A 20,753-nucleotide genomic window follows, 5' to 3' on the forward strand; every position below is an offset into this window, starting at 1 on the left:
CGCCGACGTCCACGTGCAGGCCCGGCCGGATCCAACGTGGCCGTCTTCAACGGCATCGCCCGCGCCCTGCTCGACAACGACCACGTCGACCAGACCTTCATCCGTCACCGGGCCAGCGGATTCGACGAGCTCACCGAACTGCTACGCGACTACCCCCTCGCCCGCGCCGCCCAGCTGGCCGGAGTCGACCCCGCGACCCTAGACGAGGCCGCCCGCCTCTACGGCAACGCGCGGCTGCCGGCGATCGTCTACGGCCTCGGGATCACCGAACACGCCCACGGCACCGACGGCGTCCGTACCCTGGCCAACCTGGCCATCCTCAAAGGCGCGGTCGGCACCCCCGACGGCTGCGGGATCCTCACGCTGCGCGGGCAGAACAACGTCCAAGGCGCCTCCGACACCCGACGCGTCCAGGCCGCGCTGGCCGCCTGCGACCTCGTCGTCTGCCACGACCTGTTCCTGTCCCGCACCGCCGAACACGCCGACGTAGTCCTCCCCGCCGTCTCCTCCCTGGAGAAGGACGGCACCTTCGTCAACTTCGAACGCCGCGTCCAACGGGCCCACCCAGCACTGCCACCACCCGGGCAGGCGAAGCCCGACTTCGAGATCCTCCACCTACTGGCCGCCGCGATGGGCGCCAACCTCGGCTGCCCAGCCCCGGCCGACGCGATGGCCGAATGCGCCAGCCTGACAGACGTTCGCCGGGATCACCCACGCCCGGCTCGACCGGAACGGGCCGCTGCACTGGCCCTGCCGGGCACCCGACCAGCCCGGGGAGGCGAGGCTCTACCTCGACCGGTTCGCCACCCCTGACGGCCGGGCCGCCCTGGCTGCGCGGCACTACCTGCCGCCCGGAGAACAACCCGATCAGAGGTTCCCGTTCGTACTCATCACCGGCCGCCGCCTGCCGCACTACAACAGCGGATCGATGAGCCGCCGCACCCCCAACCTCGACCTGTTCCCCCGCGAGGTGCTCGACCTGCACCCAGACGATGCGGCCCGGCTCGGGCTCGCCGACGGCGACCTCGTCGAGGTGACCAGTCGGCGCACCAGCGTGACCTTCCCGGTCAACGTCACCGACACCGTCGAACGAGGTCAGGTCTTCACCACCTTCGCCTTCCCGGACCGGCCCACCAACGCCCTCACCTCGGACTGCGCCGACACCACCACAGGATGCCCCGAGTACAAGGTCACCGCCGTCGCGCTACGTCCCGGCTAGCCAGCGCCCCGACACGGGTGCCGCCACCGAGGGCGCGTAGCGCGTTGAGGATCACGGCCACGTCGATGCCCTCCTGTAGGAACGCGCCGGCCACCGGGGGAAGCAACCCGAACGCGGCGGCGACCATCGCCACCACCGCCATCCCCATGCCCGCGCCAGCGCTCTGCACCGCGATCCTCCTGGACCGGCGCGCGATCTCCACCGCGTCGGCCAACCGGTCCAGCCGGTCCACCGACAGCACCGCATCCGCCACGTCCGCCGAGGCGGTCGCCCCCGTCGCCCCCAGCGCCACGCCCACTCCGGCGATTGCCAGCGCTGGCGCGTCGTTGATCCCGTCGCCGACCATCACCGTCACCGCCTGGTCGGACTCGGTCCGCACCCGGGCCACCTTCTCCTGCGGGGAGCAGCGGGCGACCACGTCGTCCACGCCCACCGCGCGGGCCACCCGCTCGGCGACCTCCGGCCGGTCCCCGGTCACCATGACCAACCGGTGGAAGCCGGCCTGCCGCAGCCGCCGTACGGTGTCACCCGCGTCGGGCCGTACCGGGTCGCGGAGGAGCACCACCCCGGCCAGCACACCGTCCAGGCTCACCCACACCGTCGACAAGCCGTCCGCCTCCGCCTGCCGCCGTGCGCGTACGGCCCAGTCCGGCACGTCGCCGCTGTGCTGGCCGACCCGTACCAGCCGTCCGTCGACCCGGCCGCACACCCCCTGTCCGGGCTCCTCTGTCACGTCGGCGGGCACCACCAGCCTCATCTCCCGATCCTTCGCCTCCCGCACGACCGCTGCGGCCAGCACGTGGGAGGACAGTTGTTCGACCGAGGCGGCCAACCGCAGCAGCTCATCGCCGTCACCGCCGGGCGCGGTCACCACCCCGGCCATCTCCGGACGTCCGGCCGTCAGTGTCCCGGTCTTGTCCACCAGCAGGGTCCGCGCCCGGCCCAGCAACTCCAGCGAGCCGCCGTTGCGGACCAGCACGCCGCGCCGTGCCGCCCGGGACAACCCGGCCACGATCGCGATTGGGGTGGCCAGCAGCAACGGGCACGGAGTCGCCACCACCAGCACCGCCACCGCCCGCACGAACTGCCCAGACACCGCCCACGCGATACCGGCCAGGGCCAGGGTGAACGGCACGAACGCCGCCGAGTACCGGTCAGCCAGCCGCACCATCGGCGCCTTTTCCGCGTTCGCCTCCTCCGCGAGCCGGACAATTCCCGCGTAAGTGCTCTCGGCTGCCACGGCGGCGGCCCGCAATCCGAACGCCGCGCCCGCGTTGACCACTCCGCTGGCCAACCGGTCCCCGACCCGGCGCTCGACCGCCTGGGACTCGCCGGTCACCGCCGACTCATCCAGCGTCGCCGCGTCCTCGGCGAAGCCGTCCACCGGCACGACATCACCCGGACCGACCAGCAGCCGGTCGCCTTCACGGATGTCGTTCACGTCGACGTCCTGGATCCCGCCGTCCGGACGGCGGCGCCGTGCCCGGCGGGGTGCTCGCGCCAGCAGTTCGTGCAGGTCCCGCGTTGCCCGCCCCTGGGCGTAGCTTTCCAGCGTGTGTCCGCTGGCCAGCATCAACGCCACCACCGCCCCGGCCAGGTACTCACCCACCAGCAGAGAGGTGACCAGAGCCAGCGTCGCGATCACATCCACGCCGATCCGACGCCGCCGCAACGACTGGACCAACCAGCGCAGCGTGACCAGCAGCGTAACCGAGGCCGTCGCCGCCCAGCACACGTTGGCGGCCCCGCGCCGGTCGGCGAACCACAACCCCGCACCGACCAGCACCGGCACCGCCAACGCGGCCAGCGGCGCGAACTCACGCCACCTGCGCCAACGACCCGCCGTAAACCCGCCGCCCACGTTCCCACCCCCGGATCGAGGCGCAACCCCTCACCCTGACCACCCACATGATGGCGACCGGCCGGGCCCGGTCCCAGACCGAGACAGAGAGTTCGCCCGCCACCGGACGGCGATGGCGACGTAACCAGGCTCTCAACCACGCGAGGCCGATGTGGTCGAAACATCACAATTACCAGTCATAAAACACCCAGACGGGAGATGGTTTCACGTCAGTTCGGCATCTCCGGCACCCGCTATCGGTACCGGACAATCTCGGGGCGGCGTTGGCATCGGCGTAGCGGTCCAGTAGCTCGCGGACGGCCGGCTGGGCGAGATGGGCGAGAAGGCGCCGGCCGCGTTGTGTCGGGGCCATCGGTGTGTACCGGTGCGGTGAGCGTTCGAGTAGTTGGGCGCCGATGTCGGCTTCGAAACCCGTGCCCTATACGGCTCGTCAGTCAAGGTACTCTTCGGACTCATTGGTGATCACTCACCCTTTCCATCCGTTGAAAGGTCAACGCTTGACCGTGCTGTTTTCGCAGCACAAGCGCACCGGGCCGTACTTCGTGTGTGAGGTTGAGGGGAGGCGACGAGTCACCGTGGCTCAGGAATGGACCGACCGCGGCGTGCCCGCGTCGGCCGACCGGCTCGCGGTGGACGGCCTGACGGCCGCACGGGCGCTCGTCGATGCGATCGACCCGCATGCAGCACGGCCGTCGAGTGCGGTCGGCGCCGGAGATGAGACGGGTGACCGTCAGGGAACGGGAGCAGATGTTGGGTTGGGACCGTCAACAGGCGGTGATGGCGGTGGCGAACATGGTCGAGTCGTTGCTACGCGGCAGCGGGCAGGCCGGCGGTGAACCCGACGGCGAAGATCAGCGGCTCGGCATCTGTCGAGGTTGGCGATCGTGTATGTGCGGCAGTCGACGGTGGCGCAGGTGCGGTTCAACACCGAGTCGACCCAGCGGCAGTACGGCCTGGTTGGTACCGCCGCCGAGTTCGGTTGGCTGGCCGAGCAGATCGTCGTGGTCGACGCCGACCTGGGCGTGTCGGGCCGGTTCGGCGCCGAACGCGACGGCTACCGGCAGATCGTGGCCCGCATGTGTATGGGCGAGGTCGGCGCGGTGTTCGGCCTGGAGGTCTCCCGCTTCGGCCGCTCGGCATTATTTTCTGCGGCGTGTGCGGCGGACGGGTCGGCACCCGCTATGACCGGCGTGACCGCAAGGTCACCTACAGCTGCCAGGTCAAGGACTCCGCCCGCACGCCGCAATGTCGCAACTTCTCCGCCTCGGCGGTTGATGATGCGGTCGCGGCGTTGTTCCCGGACACGATCACACCGCAGCAGATCGGCGTAGCCGTCGCCGCTGCCGAGGAGGTCGCCGAGCGGCACACCCGCGGTCACCGCGCCGCGGAGCTGGCGGTGCAGCAGGCCCGCTACGAGGCCGACCGCGCGACGTCACCCTGCGGCGACCGCGCCGTACCGCTTGGTCAGGTGCGAGACCTCGATCCTCTGGCGGTCGCCGCTCATGCGCGGGCCGCCATCGCGCCTGTCACCGCGTCCGCGATACGGGGTGCGTCCGGGTCGGAGAGCACAATCTCGTCGAACTCCCCGCCGACGGCCGACCGGTCCAGGACGAGGTGCAGTCCTGGCTCACCCCGGCGCGCCGCCACAAGCTGACGGGGACCGCCGAACAACCCCCAGACACCGATCTTGAGAAAGCCGGACACCACGATCCCGCGCCGGGCGCCATGCGCCAGACGCAGTGGTTCGGCCACAACAGACGCGTGCCGCACCCCGGCGACCGGGATCGCCAGCCGCTCCCGCCCGATCCAGAGCCGCTCCCATCCGATGAACCGGACGTCGACGAAGTCGTCGGTAACCGCGACCGATGCCATCAGTCACTCCCTTCCCTCGTGCCGGAACCGTCTTCCCGCTCCGGCGTCTGTGGTGTGGCCTCGGTGGCTGTCGGCTGGTCGGCTGGCAGCAGGATGGTCGCCAGCAGGCGAGGAATCCGGCCCCTGCCGGGCTCGTTGCCGAGCAGCGGCCCGATGATCTGGGTGAGGTCGGCGGCGAACGTCGCCAGCTCCGCGTCGGTCAGGTGGAGCACCAGCTGTTGGTACCCCACCCCGTCCACGGCGAAGTCGATCCGCTCGCGGGCGAGGTAGCGGGAGAACTCAGACAGCAGGCTCGACACGAACGCGGTGAAGTACCGGGCGTGATCCTCGGGCGTCGCCGTGGCCAGGGCCGCCGCGTCCAACGTCGCGCCGTGTGCGGGCAGCGCGTAGACCCGCTCGACAGCGCCACGAATCTTGCGTCGGTCCACCACCTCGACCAGGCCAGCCTTGACCAGCGTGGCCAGGTGCCGATACAGCGTCGCGTGCGGGATGTCCGGCAGCAGCGCCACGAGGTCGTGCGTAGTCAGCCGGGCACCGGCGACGGCCCGCAGGATCCGGATGCGCACCGGATGCAGAGCCAGCCCAGCCCAACGTTCCCTCGACATCTCCACCCGGCAACGATATCACTATCGATAGTGATAACAAACAACGAGGTTGATGGCAGCTATCGACGTGGATGTGCGCGACTACCTGGTGGCCGGACGCCCTACACCTGGCGGCGGACGACCAGCTCGATAGGAGTCACCGAGATCGGCCGGCCCTTCAAGTAGGGAGACAGCCCAAGCGGCATCGACGTGGGCATCCACGGCGGGAGGCCGGAGTCAGGCGACCCCAAGCCCCGCCAACCCGGCCAGAGCCGGGACGCATAGCTCCGGGGCACAGGAGCGGCCAGCACCGCCATCCCGGGCCTGTCGAACCTGATCGCCCAGGGGCGTTGCCGAGGGGTTTTCGGGGGGCAGTTCGAAACTACATAGGTAACCATCAAGGCCATGACCGGTTCGCTGCTGGTCAGGGCCTTATTGTTGTGCGCCGCCAGGGACTCGAACCCCGAACCCGCGGATCAAGAGCCTGCGGGCGACGTCCCGCGACGCAGGGTTCGCGCTATGGGATGAGGTTGGCCAGCGCCGTTCCGGCGGCACGGCGCACCAGGACCGACACCAGGTGCCGGGCATAGTCCTCGTCGATCCCGGCGGCCACCGTCACCTGCGCGGCGGCGGCCGCCCCGGCCGGGCCGACCGCCTCCGGGCCGCCGTCCACCGGCAGTCCCAGCAGCGCATCGGCCGCTCCGGGCAGCTCCGTCGGGATCGGCGTCGCCGCGCCGGCCACCACCCGCGCCCCGGTAACGACGCCTTCGGCGGTTTCCAGCCGAACGGTGACCGTGACGGCCGGCCGCTCGACCAGGATGAACCGCTCGTGCGCCAGTGTGGTCCCCGGGGGCGGCACCGGCACCTGAACCGCGACCACGAGTTCGTCAGGGGCGAGGACGGTCTCGAACGGCGCGACCATCAGCTCCGCCGCGTCGATCGTCCGGGGCGGGTCGGTGGCGGAGACCGTCGAGACGGTCGCCTCGGCGGCGATGAGGAAGGTGGCCAGATCCGAGTGCGGCCGCCCGGAGGCCAGATTGCCGCCAACCGTGCCCGAGCTGCGGATCCGCGGGTTGGCGAGCTGCCGCTCCAGTTCGACGAGCGCGGGTAGCACCGCGCCGACCTCGGCCGACAGTTCGAGCTGCCGGTGCGTGACCAGCGCGCCGATCCGCAGTGCGTCGCCGCGTACCCCGAGGGTGTCCAGTCCCGGCACATCCTTGAGGTCGACGAGGTACCGGGGAGCCGCCTGACCCAGCTTCATCGCGAGCAGCAGCTCGGTGCCGCCGGCGTACGCCGCCGCGTCCGTGCCGTGCTCCGCCAGCAGCGCGCAGGCGTCGGTGAGCGCGCGGGGTCGCAGGATCGTGAAGTCAGGAAGCATGGATCCACCGCCACACCCGGTCCGCCGACATGGGCAGTTCGGGGACGCGTACCCCGGCGTCGGTCACGGCGGTGACCAGCGCGGCGGTCAGCCCGCCGAAGACTCCCTCGCCGCAGCCCTTGGCGCCGAACGGGCCCGGGCCGTCGCCGTTCTCCACGATCACGCAGGTCATGCCGCCCGGCACGTCGGTGAGCGTGGGTATCCGGTAGTCCAGCAGGCTGTCGTTGCGCAGCACCCCGTCCGGGCCGAAGCACATCTCCTCGAAGAGGGCGTTCCCGAGCGCCTGGAGCGTGCATCCCTCGTCCTGCCGCTCGACCAGGCTGGGGTTGATCGCCCGGCCAACGTCGGCCACGGTGACCACCTCGCGCACCTCGATCCGCCCGGTCTCCGGGTCGACCGCCACCTCGGCGCCGGCCACGCAGACCTCCCAGAACAGCGCCGGCCCGGATCCACCGCCCAGTTCCTCGGCCGACCCCTCCCCGGCGAGGCCGCCGGGACCGTCCGGCGCCAGCTCCGCCAACTCCGCCAGGTCCCAGGACCGGTCACCGCAGACCACCGCGCCGTCCCGGAGGAGCAGCTCGGACGCCGGTACCCCCCAGCGCGCGGCGACGGCCGCCACGATCGCGTCCCGCAGCCGCTCGGCGGCCCGGGCGACGGCGAGCCCGGCGACCGTGGTGGAGCGGCTGGCCCCGGTCGACCGGTCGTACGGGGTCGTCTCGGTGTCCGTGGCCGGCACCTCCACCCGGTCCACCGGCAGACCGAGCACCTCGGCGGCGATCTGCGCGTGCACGGTACGGGCGCCCTGGCCGATCTCCTGCGAGCCGACCAGCACCGCCACCCGGCCGCCGGGCCGCAGCTCCACCCGGGCGTGCGACCGCGCCGAGACCCCGGCCGGCGAGACGCCGACCGAGACGCCACGGCCCCGCCAGGCAGGCAGTTCGGCGCCCCAGCCGAGCCGGCTCACCACCGCGTCGAGGTCGCCGGCCAGGTCGGCGTCGAGCGGGCGGCAGCCCGGGATCACCGTCTCCCCCCGGCGCAGCAGGTTCCGCCGGCGCAGCTCCAGGCGGTCCAGGCCGAGCACTGCCGCGGCCTCGTCGACCTGGGACTCACCCACCCACTGCAGGTGCGCTGCACCGAACCCACGGTAGGAGCCGGCGGGCGGCAGGTGGGTGTAGACGCAGGCGGCGTCGACGTGCACCCGCTCCCACCGGTACGGCCCGGTGGCCGCCATCCCGGCGACCATGGTGACCGTGGGGCCGTTGTCGGCGTACGCGCCGGTGTCCATCCAGATCTCGGCGTGCCGGGACCGGAACCGCCCGTCCCGGCCGACCACCGTACGCATCCGGCAGCGCATGCCGTGCCGGCGGGTGGTGACCATCGCGTCCTCGACCCGGCTGACCAGCCGTACCGGCCGGCCGACGACCCGGGCCACGGCGACCGCGACCGGTTCCAGCTTCGCGTAGGACTTGCTGCCGAACCCGCCGCCCACGAAGGGCACCCGGATCCGCACCCGCTCCTCCGGCAGCCCGAAGACCTCGGCGAGTTCCTCGCGTACCAGGAACGGATGCTGGCAGGAGGACCACACGTCGATGCCGTCGGCGTCGGCGGAGGCGACGACCGCGTGCGGCTCCATCGCGTACTGGTAGACGGCCGGGAAGGCGTACTCCCGCTCGATCACCACCGCGTCCGGCGGGTCGGCTCCGGGCACCCGCTCCAGGTCGACCCGGTAGTGGTAGAAGTCGTTGCCGTCGACGAACGTGGTGCCGGGCGGGCAGCCGAAGCCGGGCCGGGCGGCGGTGTCGTGCACCCGCGCCGCACCGGCCGTCACCGCGTCCCGCACGTCGAGCACGGCCGGCAGCGGGTCGTACGCCACCCGGATCGCCTGGACGCCGGCGGCGGCCGCGGCCTCGCTCTCGGCGGCGACGGCCGCGACGATCTCACCGGCGAACCGCACCACGTCCCGGGCGAGGATCGGCCGGTCCCGCACGTAGTGGCCCCAGGTCGCGTCGAAGTCGACCAGGTCCGCCGCGGTCACCACGGCGACCACCCCGGGGACCGCCCGCGCCGCGGTGGTGTCCAGCGTGGCGATCCGGGCGTGCGCGACCGGGCTGCGCAGCAGCCTGACCTGGAGCGCACCCGGTGCGTCGAGGTCGGCAGCGTACTCGGCCGCACCGGTCAGCTTGGCGGCGAGGTCGGCCCGGACGGGCGACCGACCGACCACGCCCAGCTCCCGCTCGGGCCCCGGCTGCCGATCCGACGCACTGTCCGGCCGCTGATCCTGCCGGGGGTCCGGCTCCGGCCGAGGGTCCGGCTGGGCCGCCGTCGCGGGCCCGGGCCCGGTCACGGCTCGACTCCGGCCGCTTCGCAGATGGCGTCCACGATCGCCCGGTAGCCGGTGCAGCGACAGAGGTTCCCGGCGAACTCCCGCTCCACGTCCGCCCGGCTGCGCAGGGCGCCCCGGGCCAGCAGCGGCTTGAGCGTCATCAGGAAGCCGGGCGCGCAGTACCCGCACTGGAACGCGTTGTGCCGGGCGAACGCCTCGGCCACCGCCGGGAAGCCCGGCTCGGCGGCGAAGCCCTCGATCGTCTGCACCTGCCGGCCCCGCGCGTCCTGGGCGAGGAAGCAGCAGGAGCTGACCGGCTCGCCGCCGACCAGCACCGTGCAGGCACCGCAGACCTGCACGTCGCAGGAGCGCTTGGCGCCGGTCAGCCGCAGCCGGTCGCGCAGCACGTCGAGCAGCAGCGCGTTGTCGTCGACCGGCAGCCGGTGTTCGACGCCGTTGACGTCGAGCCGGACCTCCCCGGGTGTCGGTGCCTCCACCCGGTCAAGTGAACGGGGCGGAGGCTGCGGCTGCCCACCGCGGCCGTCCGGCCAGTGGAACGCGCCGCTGCCCTGGTCCGACCCGGTTCCGCCAGGCTTGGCCGGTGGGTTCACCGGGGCGTACCGCAGATCTCGATGGCCGTGCGCAGGTAGACCCGGGCGCAGGCAGCAAGATCGTCCGCCGCGATCGAGACGTTTCCACCCCCGGTGCCCTGGCCCGGACCGTACGTCACAGCCGGCATCCCCAGCTCGTTCCAGACGTTCAGGTCGCGCCACATGCTCGACGGCGGATGCCCCGGGTCGGTACGCCGCTCCGGGGCGACATCCGCCTCGGTGGCGGCACGCAGCGCGGCCACCAGCGGCTCGGCACCGCTCGCCTCGTACCCACGCCGGAACAGATAGCACTCGACGTCCGCGTCCGGCGTCACCCGGCGTACCAGGTCACGCAGCTCCTCCTGGACGCCGAGCGGGTTGTCACCGGGCGGGATCCGGACGTCCAGGTACAGCAGGCAGGAGGCCGGCGAAAGGATCGGCTGGCTGGGGTGGCCGGCCCGGACCGCCCCGATGTTGACCTTGGGCACGACCTCGCCGGCCTCCCGGCGCGAGCGGTTCCGCTCCTGGTAGCCGTACGCCCACTCGTCGATCGCGGTGATCAGCGGCGCGGCCCGGACGATCGCGTTCGGCTGGTCGCCGTGGGAGTACGGGCGGCTCAGGTAGGGCGTGTAGACGCCCCGGTCACGGCCGCGCACCTCGATCCGGAAGAACGCCTTGCCGGGCTCGACCCAGATCGGTGTGAACGAGGTGGTCTCGGCGACCACCACGTAGTCGGCGAGCCCGCCGTGCGTGGCCACGTACCGGCTGCCGTGGTCCTTGCCCTGGTAGCGGGGGCCGTCGAACTCGTCGACCGGCTCATGGCCGATCTCCCCGGTGACCATCGTCAGGACCAGGTCGCCGGGGAGACGCACGCCGGAGCGGCGCAGTGTCGCGGCCGCCACCAGCCAGCACGCCATCGGCCCCTTGTCGTTGACCACGCCGACCCCGACGATCTCGTCGCCGTCCCGCCAGGCGGTGTGGAACTCGGGCCGGTCGGGCTCGGCGAAGTAGGTGCGGTCGCCGGGCGCCACCGCCGTGTCCATGTGGCTGTTGAAGAGCAGCGAACGCCCGCCACCGGTGCCCGGGATCCGGGCGACGATGTTGGCCGCGCGGTCCGGGTGGGACCGGACCCGCCGGAGCGCCAGGCCGGCGTCGGCGCACCAGTCGTACAGGAAGTCGCTGACCGCGTGCTCGTCCCCGCTCGGGCTGTCGATCCGGCCCAGGGTGAGAGCCAGCTCGACGACCTCCGCCGGGTCCACCTCATCCCATAGATTTCGCATGTCCCTTACAACCCTTTCTGGAGTGCTTCGTGTCGACCATCGCCACCGCCTTCGCCACCTGGGCCGGCAACCTGCGCCCGGCGGACGTACCCGCCGAGGTCCGCGACCGGGTCGCGCTGCGGCTCGCCGACGCGGTGGGGCTGGTGGTGGCCGCCTGGTCCACACCGCCCGGAGTCGCCGTCCGTGAACTGGCGGCCGAGCTGGGCGGGACCGGTGACGCCCGCCTGCTGCTCGACCCGGCCCCGCTGCACCCGGCCGCCGCCGCGCTCGCCCACGGGACGCTGGTACACGCGCTGGACTTCGACGACACGTTCCCGACCTCGGTGATCCACCCGATGGGCGTACTGCTGCCGGCGGCGCTGGCGGTCGCGGACGAGTCCCGACCCGGGGCCGACCTGATCACCGCGGTCGCCGCCGGTGACGAGTTGCTGGCCAGGCTCGGTGCGGCGGCCGGCCGGGGACTGCATGCCCGCGGTTTCCAGGCGACCGGCGTACTCGGTCCGCTCGCCGCCGCGCTCGTGGCCGGCGTGCTGCGCGGCCGGGAACCCTCGGTGATCGCCAGTGCGATGGGACTCGCCGGCAGCATGTCCGGCGGGCTGCTGGAGTTCCTCAGCGACGGCACCTGGTCGAAGCGGCTGCACCCGGGCTGGGCGGCGCACGGCGGCCTCGTGGCCGACGGTCTGGCCGGCCGTGGTTTTCCCGGACCGGCCTCGGTGGTGGAGGGCCGGCACGGCGTCTTCGCGTCGTTCCTCGGCGCCGTCCCCGAGGTGGTACGGCCGGGGCCCGCCGCCGCGCCGACCGACGACAGCCGGGCCGGGACCGTCGACAATCTCGCCGGGGCCACCGACGGTCTCGCCGGAGCCACCGACGGTCTCGCCGGGATCACCGATGCGCTGGGCGAACGGTGGCTCTCGATGGAGGCCAAGATGAAGCTCTACCCCTGCGCGCACGTGCTGCACCCGTTCATCGAGATGGCGCTGGCGCTGCGGGAGAAGGTCGACGCCGCCCGGGTGGACCGGATCGTCTGCGAGGTCGCCCCCTGGTACGTGCCGATCGTCTGCGAACCCGTCGCCGAGAAAATGGCACCGGCCAGCGAGTACCAGGCCCGGGCGAGCCTGCCGATGGCGGTCGCGCTCGCCCTGGTCGACGGGCGGGTCGGGGTCGCGTCGTTCGAGCCGGAGAGCACCGCCCGAGATGCGGTACACACCCTCGCCAGCCGGGTGGAGTACGTCGCCGATCCCGCCCTCGCGCAGGGGTTCGGCGCCCGGATGCACGTACTCGCCGGTGCCGAGCGGTTCGACGGCGACCCGACCCGGCCGGTCGACGAGGCGGCCGGGGTGCGCCGGAAGTTCGCCGAGAACACCGGTGGCGCCGACGCGCTCTGGGCGGCGGCCCGCGACCTCGACCGGCGACGCGTCGGCGACCTCTGGGCGGCAGCCCCGGCGCCACGCTGAGCACCGGACGGGGCGCGTCGGCACCACGAGACCGCGCTACCTGTCGAAGAGCCGCTGGATCGCGGCCGCGTCGCGGGTACGGGTCAATGCCAGCGCGAGCAGCAGCCGGGCCTTCCACGGGTTGAGGTTCCCGGCCGTCACCATCCCGTCGGCGAGCGCGGCCGGGCGCGGCGTCACCCGGCCGGACCCCACCCGGGTCGCCTGGCACACCAGCACTCCCCCGGCCACCGCCCGGTCCAGCGCCGCCGACTCGGCCGGGGTCGGATAGCCGGCACCGGTGCCGGCGCTCACGATCCCCGCCGCGCCCGCCGCGACGGCAGCGTCGACGAGCGCGCCGTCGGCACCGAGGTAGGACAGCACGATGTCCACCCTCGGCGGCGTGCCGACGGCGCCCGGGTCGAACGCCCCCCGGGCCGCCCACGGCTCGGTGCCGTGGTGGAAGACGACCGCGCCATCCCCCTCGACGAACCCGAGCGGCCCGAGTTCCCCGCCCCGGAAGGCCGACAGCCGGTTGGCCGACGCCTTGCTGACGTCCCGGGCGGCGTGCACCGTATCGTCGAGCAGCACGAGCACCCCCCGGCCGCGCGAGGCCGGGTCGGTTGCCAACCGGACCGCGTTGACCAGGTTCAGCGGCCCGTCCGCGCTGAGGCTGGTGGCCGGACGCATCGCGCCGGTGACCACGACCGGGGTGCCCGGCGGGCAGGCCAGATCGAGCAGGAACGCCGTCTCCTCCAGCGTGTTCGTGCCGTGGGTGAGCACGACGCCGGTGATCGCCGGGTCGGCCGCGAGGTCCCGCGCGGTGCGTACGACCCGCAGCGCGTCGGCCAGGCCGAGCGCGTGGCTCGGCACGTTCGGCAGTTCGACCGTCACGATCTCCGCGACCGTGGCCAGCTCCGGCAGCTCGGCCAGGAGCGCGCCGACGGCCCGCATTTCGGCCCGCTCGGCGTACCCGGTGAGGTCCAGCCGGTCGCGCCCGACCGAGGCGATCGTGCCACCGGTCGAGACCAGTGCCACCCTCGGCAGGGCCGGTTGGCGCCCCCTGCCCGGCCCACCGGCCGCCGACGGCGTCACCAACACGACTCCAGCAGTTCCTCGATCTCCTCGACCGATACCTCCCGGGGCGCGTACGTCATCATCGGCTCGACCGAGGTCGCCTTGGCGATCGCCGGTAGGTCGGCCCGGTCGACGTGCACGTCACGCAGCCGGGTCGGGATCGGCAACGGGGCGAGCATGGTGCGCAACGCCGCGGTGACCGCATCGGCGTCCCGGCCTTCCGCGCCGAGCGCCTCCGCGACGCGCGCCACCCGGGAGCCCTCGGCCGGCAGCAGCCGTCCGGCGACCGGAGGCAGGAAGATCCGGTGCGCGACGCCGTGCTGGAGCGCGTACCGGCCGCCGACCGCGTGCCCGATCGCGTGGGTGAGCGACACCATCGCGTTGTCGGCCGCGATGCCGGAGAGCAGGGCACCGACCTGGGCGTCGAGCCGGGCATCGAGGTCGTCCGGTGTCTCGATCGAGCGGGGCAGACCGGTGCGGAGCAGGTGCAGCGCCTGCAGGGCGTACCCGTCGGCGATCGGCTGCCGGTCCCGGGAGTAGGTGGCCTCCACCGCCCGTGCCACCGCGGTGACCCCGCTGGACGCGGTGAGTGCGGCGCCGGTCGGCACCACGAGGAGCGGGTCGAGCACCGCCGCGTCGGGTACCAGCAGCGGGTCGCGGAAGAGCACCTTCTCGCCGCGCCGCTCGTCGCGCACCCCGGCCCAGGGCATCACCTCGCTGGACGAACCGGTGGTCGTCGGCACCGCGACGTGCGGGTACGCGGTCCCTTGCAGCGCCCGGGCCGGCCGGCCCTGCCGGCCACGACCCTTCGGCACCTGGAAGTCGTCGAGCGGCCCGTCCACGGTGAGCAGCAGGATCAGGTACTTCGCGGTGTCGATCGCCGCGCCACCGCCGAGGCTCAGCACCGCCTCCGCACCGGAGGCGCGGATCGCGGCGGCCGCCGTGCCCAGGTGGTTGAGGCCGGCCTGCGGACGGATCCCGTCGAACACGCCGACGATCGCGTCGCCCAGCACCTCGCGCAGCGCCGCGAGCTGCGGTCCGGCCGCGACCGTGCGGCCACAGACCACGAAGACCGGACCCGCGTGCAGCTCCGACAGCAGCTCCGGCAGGCGCCGATGGGCACCGGCCCCGGCGATCACCCGGGTACGGGGGTGGATCTGCTCGAACATCTCTCCTCCTCATCCAGCCGGCGACGCCTCATCCAGCCGGCCACGGCTCTTCCAGCCAGCCACGGCTCATCCAGCCGGCGCCCGCTCATCCGTCCGGGCGACCGTCGGCCCGGCCGACCGGTGGTCGCCCGCCGGGCGGCGGTGGTCGACGCAGCGCCGGCACCGCCGCGACCGCCCCGACCAGCGCCATCGCCGGGCCGGGCGGGAAGACGGGCAGCAGAGCCGCGATGCCCAGTGGCGACACCAGCAGCGCGACCGCCCGATACGTACCGACGTCAGCCACCACCCGCCCCCGTTCGGCGGGCTCGACCGCCTGCGCCGCCAGCGAGGTGCAGAGCGTCTGCAGCATGCCGGCGCCCACCCCGCTGGCGAGCAGTAGCACGACCGTGACCGGGAGCTGTCCGGGCCAGAGCCCGATCCCGGCCAGCCCGGCGCCGGCCGCCACCGCGCCGGAGACGTAGAGCGGACCCAGCCGGCGGGGCGGCGCGATCCCGGCGAGCATCGAACCGGCGATGCTCGTCGCCGAGCCGAGCCCGACGAGCAGGCCCACCGCCGAGGCGGAGTAGCCGGCCGCGGCGAGCACCACCGGGACGTACGAGCCGAGCAGGCCGCGCCAGGTGCCGGTCGAGATGGCCGCCAGCACCGGCGGACGCAGGACCGGGTGCCGCCACACCGCCCACACCTGGCCGGCCGCCTTCTCCGGCGGTGGCAGCGGCAGCCGGGTCAGGCGCAGCGCGGGCAGCGCCGCGACCGCGCTGGTGCCGATTCCCAGCACGAGCGCGGCGTGGAGCGAGCCACCCACCAGGCTGATCGTGGCCGGGCCGGTCACCAGGCCGATGCCGCCGACGAAGTCGACCATGGCCAGGGCACGGCGCGGCTCGGGGACGCTGCGTACGACATGGGCCTGCACACCGACCCAGAAGATGCCGCGCGCGACGCCCTGGACGAGGCTCGCCAGCACGAACACCCAGAGCGCCGGCAGTGGGAGCACCAGCGCACTCGACAGGCACAGCAGCGCCGCCGCGGCCAGGATCAGGCCCCGCTCGGTCAACCGGTGGGCCCAGCGCGCGACGAGTAGCCGGATGCCGATCTGACCACACCCGGAGATCGCCACCAGTACGCCGACCGCGGCCGCACCGTGCCCGTGGTGCAGCGCCAGCAGCGGCAACGCCACCGTGTTGACGCCGAGCCCGTGGCAGAACAGCAGTGTGCTCAGGGCGGTCGGGCGCCCGCCCGGACCGGGAGTCATCGGTACCGGCGATCCCCGCACCGATGCCGGCACCGAGCTGGCTGATCTGCGCGACGTGCTCGCTCATGCCTGGGCATTGCGGTCGTCCGCCCGGGTGATGGCGAGATTGAAGATCGCGACCAGCACCAGCGCGACGGTGATGTACGCATACAGCTCCGGGGTACGGAACGAGCCCGAGCTGGACGCGATCCGGTAACCGAGGCCGTCGGTCGAGCCGAGCAGCTCGCCCGCGAGCACGCCGATCAGGCAGAGCGCCGCGCCCAGCCGGACTCCGGAGAGGATGAGGGGCCGGGCGGCCGGGATGAGCACCCGGGTCACGGTCTGCCGCCGGCTAGCTCCCAGCGCGGCGGCGGCGCTGAGGTAGCGCGCCGGCACCGTGGAGAGCGCGAGCACCGTGTTCGCCGCGATCGGGAAGAAGCCGTAGAAGCCGCCGAACGCGACCTTCGACATCGGACCGATCCCGAAGAGCAGGATGCAGATCGGGTAGAAGAGGATGATCGGTACGGTCTGTGCCCAGGCGAGCAGCGGCGTGGCGACCCGTGCGGCCGGTGCCCACCGCCCCACCACTACGCCGACCAGCAGCCCGGAGATCGCGGCGAGGGCGAACGCGCCGACCAGTTCCAGCGCCGTGACCCGCAGGCTGTTCCAGAACACGGGGTCCCGCAGCAGCTCCGGAAACTCCTGCAGCACCCGCTCCGGGCGGGGCAGCAGGATCGGCGACACCCGCCCGACGCGCGTCTGGTAGACCCAGATCGCCACGACCACCGCGGCCAGGCCGAGCTGGATGGCGACGACGGTCAGCCGCTCCCGCCTAGCCACGCCGGCCGTCCCCACCGGCGCCGCTCATCTCGGCGAGCGTTGCCGCCCGTACCTCCTCGTGCAGCAGCTCGAAGAGGCCGTTGCGCAGGTCGGTGAAGCTGCGCGAGGTGGAGAAGTCGGGCTGGCGCGGCCGCGGTTCGTCCACGGTGAGGATCTCCTTGATCCGGCCGGGCCGGGCCGACATCACCACCACCCGGTCGGAGAGGAACACCGCCTCGCTCAGGCTGTGCGTGACGAACACGATGGTCTTGCCGGTCTTCTCCAGGATGCGTGCCAGTTCCTCGCCGAGCACCGTCCGGGTCTGCTCGTCGAGCGCGCCGAACGGCTCGTCCATCAGCAGGATCTCCGGGTCCATCGAGAGCGCGCGGGCGATCGCCACCCGCTGCTGCATGCCGCCGGAGAGCTCGCTCGGGTAGGCGTTCGCGAACGCCCCGAGCCCCACCAGATCGAGGTTGTGCTCGGCCCGTTCCCGCCGCTCCCGCTTGCCGATGCCGCGGAACTCCAGCCCGACCTCGACGTTGGAGATGATCGTGCGCCAGGGGAAGAGCGTGTAGTCCTGGAAGACGAAGCCCACCTTCCGCGGCGTCGGGCCGGTCACCCGCTGACCGTCGAGTACGATCTCGCCGGAGCTCTGTCGGCGCAGTCCGCCGAGGATGTAGAGCAGGGTGGACTTGCCGCAGCCGCTCGGACCGATCAGGCTGACGAACTCGCCCCGGCGTACGTCCAGGCTCACCCGGTCGAGCGCGAGGACGGTGTGCCCGCGCTGGGTCTGGTAGGCCATCGTCACGTCGGTCGCGGTCAGTGTCGCCGCGCTGGTCGTTTCAGCCATGGCTTCCTCTCCATCGGCTCAGCCGCTTCTCCTGCCAACGCCACAGCGAACCCAGCAGGATGGCGAAGATCGCCAGGCCGAGGACGAGGGCGAAGACCCGGTCGGTGCGGAAGGTGGAGGTGTAGAGGCCGATGTAGTGGCCGATACCCTCCTGTGACGCGAACAGTTCCATGATCAGGACGCCGAGCAGGGCGTGCTTCATGCCGTACCAGAGCGCCGCCATGACCGCCGGCAGCGAGCCCGGCACCACGACGCCGCGCAGCGCCTGGAGCCGCGAGGCCCCCATCGACCGTGCGGCGAGCAGCAGCCGGCGGTCGACCATCCGTACCCCGGCGGTGACCGTCACCGCGACCGGAAAGAACCCGGAGACGGCGCCGTAGGAGATCTTCGAGACCACGCCGAAGCCGGCCACCAGGATGAAGATCGGAATGAAGATCATCTTTGGGGTGGAGAAGAGCCCGAGGACGACCGGATGGAAGACCCGATAGACGATCTTGGAGAGCCCCATCGCCACCCCGGCGAGCACGCCGGTCACCGCAGCGATCGCGAACGACACGAGGAACATGCCGATCGCACCGACGAACGCCGCCCGCACTCCGGCGTTCCCCGCGAGGTCGACCATCGCGACCGCGATCTCGCTCGGCGCCGCGGCGAAGGTCGAGCTGATCAGCCCCAGGCGTACGGTCAGCTCCCAGGCGCCCAACCAGACCACCAGCACCGCGATGACGCCCAGCCTGGTTCCGGAGAGTGGCCGCCGCCGGGGCGCGGAGCCGGCACCGCGGTCGTGGACCGCGATGCCGGTTACCGGAGGCGCCGTTTGGTCGGTGCTCATCCCGCCGCCGCGACCGGGACGAACCGGTCGTCCCAGAACGTCTCGACGGCGGGTTTCTTGTCGGTGATCCCCTGTTCCACCACCGAGGTGGCCAGCCCGTTGAGGTTGAGCTCGGGAATCGTCCCGTCGAGCGAGAGGTTCGCCATGTCGTGGTCGTAGGTCTTGCTCGCCACTCCCTCGGTGACCTCGAACGTCTTGACCATGAACGCGATCGTCTCGTCGCGGTTGGCCTTCATGTGGTTGACCGTCTCGTACCAGCCTTCGAGGTACGCCCGCATCGCGTCCTCACGGTCCGAGATCGCGCTGTCGCCGGCCACGATGATTTCGAAGACGTTGTCCTTGACCACCTCGCCGAAGTCGAACAGCACCCGGCCCTTGCCCTGCTCCTCGAGCGCGAAGCCGGCCTCGGCAGACCAGACGAACGCGTCGGTGGCCCCGGACTCCAGAGCCGCGAGTTGCTCGTTCAGGCCGCCGATGTTGGCCCGCTTGATGTCGCTCTCCGGCCAGCCCTGGTGCAGCGCGATGTTCTTGGCCAGGTAGTCGGTCAGCGAACCCGCGGCGGAGACCCCGATCGTCTTGCCCCGGAGCCCGTTGATGTCGGTGATCGGCGAGTCCTTCGGCACGACGACCAGCATCATCTTGAAGTCCTTGCCGATCAGCCCAACGATCTTGGACGGCACTCCGCTGAGGATGGCGTCCACCCCGGAGGCGCCCGCCGTCAGGCCCAGCTCCGCCTGCCCCGAGGCCATCGCCTGGGAGACCTGCCCGCTGCCCTGCACGTAGACGTTCTCCACCTCGAGGCCGCGCTTGCGCCACACGCCGAGCTCCTTGCCGTACTCGGCGGGAAGGAACTCGAACGTCTGCCGGATGCCCACGGCCACCTTGACGGTGCCAAGACCGTCGCCCGAGTCCGCGTCGTCGCCACCCCCACAGGCTGACGCGCCCAGCATGAGGGAAGCCGCCACGGCGGCCATAAAAATTTTGCGTCTGGTCTTCACTGCCGGCCCTCTTTCACCGCTCAACAACACGTCTGAATTCACCACAGAAGATGTCGGCAACGCGACCAACGACATCGTTCTCAGGCCCCGTTGCCTTTGGCCGTGCGATAGGTGAGGAAGCCAACACGGTAACACCGATCACAGGCAAGAGCGCCATACCACTGAGCGGAACAGACCCGGTGGGCAGGAGCGGCGGCCCGCCGGGACCCGAGGACCCGGCGGTAGCCGTCAGGCCGCATCCGCCGCTGGTCAGCCCGGCCATGACCTCCCCGGACGACCGGGACGGGGCCACGATACGTGAGTTACCGTGCGTAATGTGCAATTGACGTTACGTACGTATCGCCATGTTCGACAGACGCCACGGATCGACTATCGGAACGGCTCGGAACGAATGCGTCAACCGGGGCGATCAGCCCCGGACGCCGGTGAGGAAATGAATCGACACAACCTGTCGATTCAGCGTCGGACAAACTCCGCACGGACGCTTCCGAGGCCCGGAAAATCTGCCACCACGATGTTGCCGGAATCGATGGGAATCGCTCTGGTGAGCGAGCCGGAGAGAACCACCTGGCCCGCCTCAAGTCGCTGGCCGAGCTCACCCAGCCGGTTCGCCAGCCAGAGCAGGGCGCCGAGCGGGGCGTCCCGGACGTCCGCGCCCACGCCGGTCGCCACGACCTCCCCGTCGACCAGGAACGCACACGGCGCGGTGGCGAGATCGGCCGCGGCCACCGGCAGGGGGTCCGGCCCCAGCACGACCCCGCCGGACGAGGCGTTGTCGGCGATGGTGTCCACCAGGCCGATCCGCCAGTCCACGATCCGAGAGTCGATGATCTCCAGCGCCGGGTGGACCGAGCCGACCGCGGCGAGAACGTCCCGGCGGGTCAGCCCCGGACCGGCAAGGTCGTCGGCCAGCACGAACGCGAACTCCGGCTCGGCGCGGGGCTGGAGAAACCGGTTCAGCGGGATCGGCTCGTCCGGCGGGAAGAACATGTCCGCGAAGAGGTGGCCGTAGTCGGGCTGGTCGATGCCGAGCTGCTCCTGCATCGCCATCGAGGTCAGCCCGATCTTGTGCCCCCGCAGCGCCCGGCCGTCCCGCCGCCACCGCCGCACCTGGGCCAGCTGGATCGCGTACGCGTCGTCGACGGTCAACGCGACCGGACCGGCCGAGATCGGCTCGATCGCCCGCCGGGTCGCGTACGCGTGCAGCAGCCGCCGCGCGGCCTCATCGATCGTCATCGTCGCA

The 20,753-nt window shown here is 72.2% G+C and carries 19 protein-coding genes and 2 pseudogenes; 6 read left to right on the forward strand and 15 right to left on the reverse strand.

What is annotated here, in order from left to right; all coding sequences use genetic code 11:
• Nucleotides 1-36: 36 nt before the first annotated feature.
• The gene (locus EV371_RS33885; protein ID WP_207230566.1) at nt 37-813 is read left to right on the forward strand and encodes a molybdopterin-dependent oxidoreductase; all 777 of its coding nucleotides are present in this window, start codon (nt 37-39) and stop codon (nt 811-813) included.
• A 115-nt stretch (nt 814-928) separates the two neighbouring features.
• Nucleotides 929-1,219 (forward strand): molybdopterin dinucleotide binding domain-containing protein, encoded by a 291-nt coding sequence (locus tag EV371_RS34520; protein ID WP_349340051.1) that lies wholly within the window; start codon nt 929-931, stop codon nt 1,217-1,219.
• On the opposite strand, the gene EV371_RS21480 is transcribed toward EV371_RS34520, so the two are convergent.
• On the reverse strand, nt 1,191-3,080 hold the full coding sequence (locus tag EV371_RS21480; protein WP_130463636.1) for a heavy metal translocating P-type ATPase: 1,890 nt from the start codon (nt 3,078-3,080) through the stop codon (nt 1,191-1,193). The genes EV371_RS34520 and EV371_RS21480 overlap by 29 nt on opposite strands.
• A 395-nt stretch (nt 3,081-3,475) precedes the next feature.
• On the opposite strand from EV371_RS21480, the gene EV371_RS33510 reads away from it, so the two are divergent.
• From EV371_RS33510 to EV371_RS34530, 3 genes and pseudogenes are all read left to right on the forward strand, one after another.
• A complete protein-coding gene (locus tag EV371_RS33510; protein ID WP_486484735.1) occupies nt 3,476-3,916 on the forward strand; it encodes a DUF5372 family protein in 441 nt (146 codons plus the stop codon).
• 54 nt (nt 3,917-3,970) lie between these two features.
• Nucleotides 3,971-4,207: pseudogene (locus tag EV371_RS34525) on the forward strand (recombinase family protein); the annotation flags it as partial.
• A 26-nt stretch (nt 4,208-4,233) separates the two neighbouring features.
• Nucleotides 4,234-4,311 (forward strand): annotated as a pseudogene (locus tag EV371_RS34530) (hypothetical protein); the annotation flags it as partial.
• Between the two features lie 269 nt (nt 4,312-4,580).
• Here the strand turns inward: EV371_RS34530 and EV371_RS21490 are convergent.
• From EV371_RS21490 to EV371_RS21515, 6 genes are all read right to left on the reverse strand, one after another.
• Complete coding sequence (locus tag EV371_RS21490) at nt 4,581-4,952, reverse strand: hypothetical protein (RefSeq protein ID WP_130463638.1); 372 nt, start codon at nt 4,950-4,952, stop codon at nt 4,581-4,583.
• Nucleotides 4,952-5,557 carry a helix-turn-helix domain-containing protein gene (locus EV371_RS21495; RefSeq protein WP_130466107.1) on the reverse strand — a complete coding sequence of 202 codons (606 nt, stop codon included), beginning with the start codon at nt 5,555-5,557 and terminating at the stop codon, nt 4,952-4,954. Before EV371_RS21495 ends, EV371_RS21490 begins: the two co-directional genes overlap by 1 nt.
• Nucleotides 5,558-6,053: 496 nt before the next feature.
• Nucleotides 6,054-6,914, reverse strand: coding sequence for an FAD binding domain-containing protein (locus tag EV371_RS21500; protein ID WP_130463639.1), 861 nt, complete (start codon nt 6,912-6,914; stop codon nt 6,054-6,056).
• Nucleotides 6,904-9,135, reverse strand: coding sequence for a xanthine dehydrogenase family protein molybdopterin-binding subunit (locus EV371_RS21505; RefSeq protein WP_165436787.1), 2,232 nt, complete (start codon nt 9,133-9,135; stop codon nt 6,904-6,906). The genes EV371_RS21500 and EV371_RS21505 overlap by 11 nt, the downstream gene beginning before the upstream one ends.
• A gap of 119 nt (nt 9,136-9,254) precedes the next feature.
• Nucleotides 9,255-9,734: a 2Fe-2S iron-sulfur cluster-binding protein gene (locus EV371_RS33515; protein WP_165436788.1), complete on the reverse strand. Its 480-nt coding sequence runs from the start codon at nt 9,732-9,734 to the stop codon at nt 9,255-9,257.
• 110 nt (nt 9,735-9,844) lie between these two features.
• A complete protein-coding gene (locus EV371_RS21515; protein WP_130463642.1) occupies nt 9,845-11,107 on the reverse strand; it encodes a M20/M25/M40 family metallo-hydrolase in 1,263 nt (420 codons plus the stop codon).
• A gap of 29 nt (nt 11,108-11,136) precedes the next feature.
• On the opposite strand from EV371_RS21515, the gene EV371_RS21520 reads away from it, so the two are divergent.
• Entirely contained in the window at nt 11,137-12,561 is a 1,425-nt protein-coding gene (locus EV371_RS21520) for an MmgE/PrpD family protein (protein WP_165436789.1), read from the forward strand.
• Between the two features lie 36 nt (nt 12,562-12,597).
• Here EV371_RS21520 and EV371_RS21525 read toward each other — a convergent pair whose 3' ends face one another.
• The 8 genes from EV371_RS21525 to EV371_RS21560 form a co-directional block, all read right to left on the reverse strand.
• Nucleotides 12,598-13,638: an asparaginase gene (locus EV371_RS21525; RefSeq protein ID WP_165436790.1), complete on the reverse strand. Its 1,041-nt coding sequence runs from the start codon at nt 13,636-13,638 to the stop codon at nt 12,598-12,600.
• Nucleotides 13,629-14,783: an iron-containing alcohol dehydrogenase gene (locus EV371_RS21530; protein WP_130463645.1), complete on the reverse strand. Its 1,155-nt coding sequence runs from the start codon at nt 14,781-14,783 to the stop codon at nt 13,629-13,631. Before EV371_RS21530 ends, EV371_RS21525 begins: the two co-directional genes overlap by 10 nt.
• Nucleotides 14,784-14,868: 85 nt before the next feature.
• Complete coding sequence (locus EV371_RS21535; RefSeq protein ID WP_130463646.1) at nt 14,869-16,032, reverse strand: MFS transporter; 1,164 nt, start codon at nt 16,030-16,032, stop codon at nt 14,869-14,871.
• A gap of 63 nt (nt 16,033-16,095) precedes the next feature.
• Nucleotides 16,096-16,851, reverse strand: a complete 756-nt coding sequence (locus tag EV371_RS21540; protein ID WP_130463647.1) for an ABC transporter permease subunit — start codon at nt 16,849-16,851, stop codon at nt 16,096-16,098.
• Nucleotides 16,844-17,680: an ATP-binding cassette domain-containing protein gene (locus tag EV371_RS21545; protein WP_130463648.1), complete on the reverse strand. Its 837-nt coding sequence runs from the start codon at nt 17,678-17,680 to the stop codon at nt 16,844-16,846. The genes EV371_RS21540 and EV371_RS21545 overlap by 8 nt, the downstream gene beginning before the upstream one ends.
• Nucleotides 17,673-18,512 carry an ABC transporter permease subunit gene (locus EV371_RS21550; protein WP_130463649.1) on the reverse strand — a complete coding sequence of 280 codons (840 nt, stop codon included), beginning with the start codon at nt 18,510-18,512 and terminating at the stop codon, nt 17,673-17,675. The genes EV371_RS21545 and EV371_RS21550 overlap by 8 nt, the downstream gene beginning before the upstream one ends.
• On the reverse strand, nt 18,509-19,477 hold the full coding sequence (locus tag EV371_RS21555) for an ABC transporter substrate-binding protein (RefSeq protein ID WP_165436791.1): 969 nt from the start codon (nt 19,475-19,477) through the stop codon (nt 18,509-18,511). The genes EV371_RS21550 and EV371_RS21555 overlap by 4 nt, the downstream gene beginning before the upstream one ends.
• Before the next feature lie 489 nt (nt 19,478-19,966).
• A complete protein-coding gene (locus tag EV371_RS21560) occupies nt 19,967-20,746 on the reverse strand; it encodes a 2-keto-4-pentenoate hydratase (protein ID WP_130463651.1) in 780 nt (259 codons plus the stop codon).
• Between the last annotated feature and the right edge of the window lie 7 nt (nt 20,747-20,753).

The sequence above is a fragment of the Plantactinospora sp. CNZ321 genome, assembly GCF_004217235.1.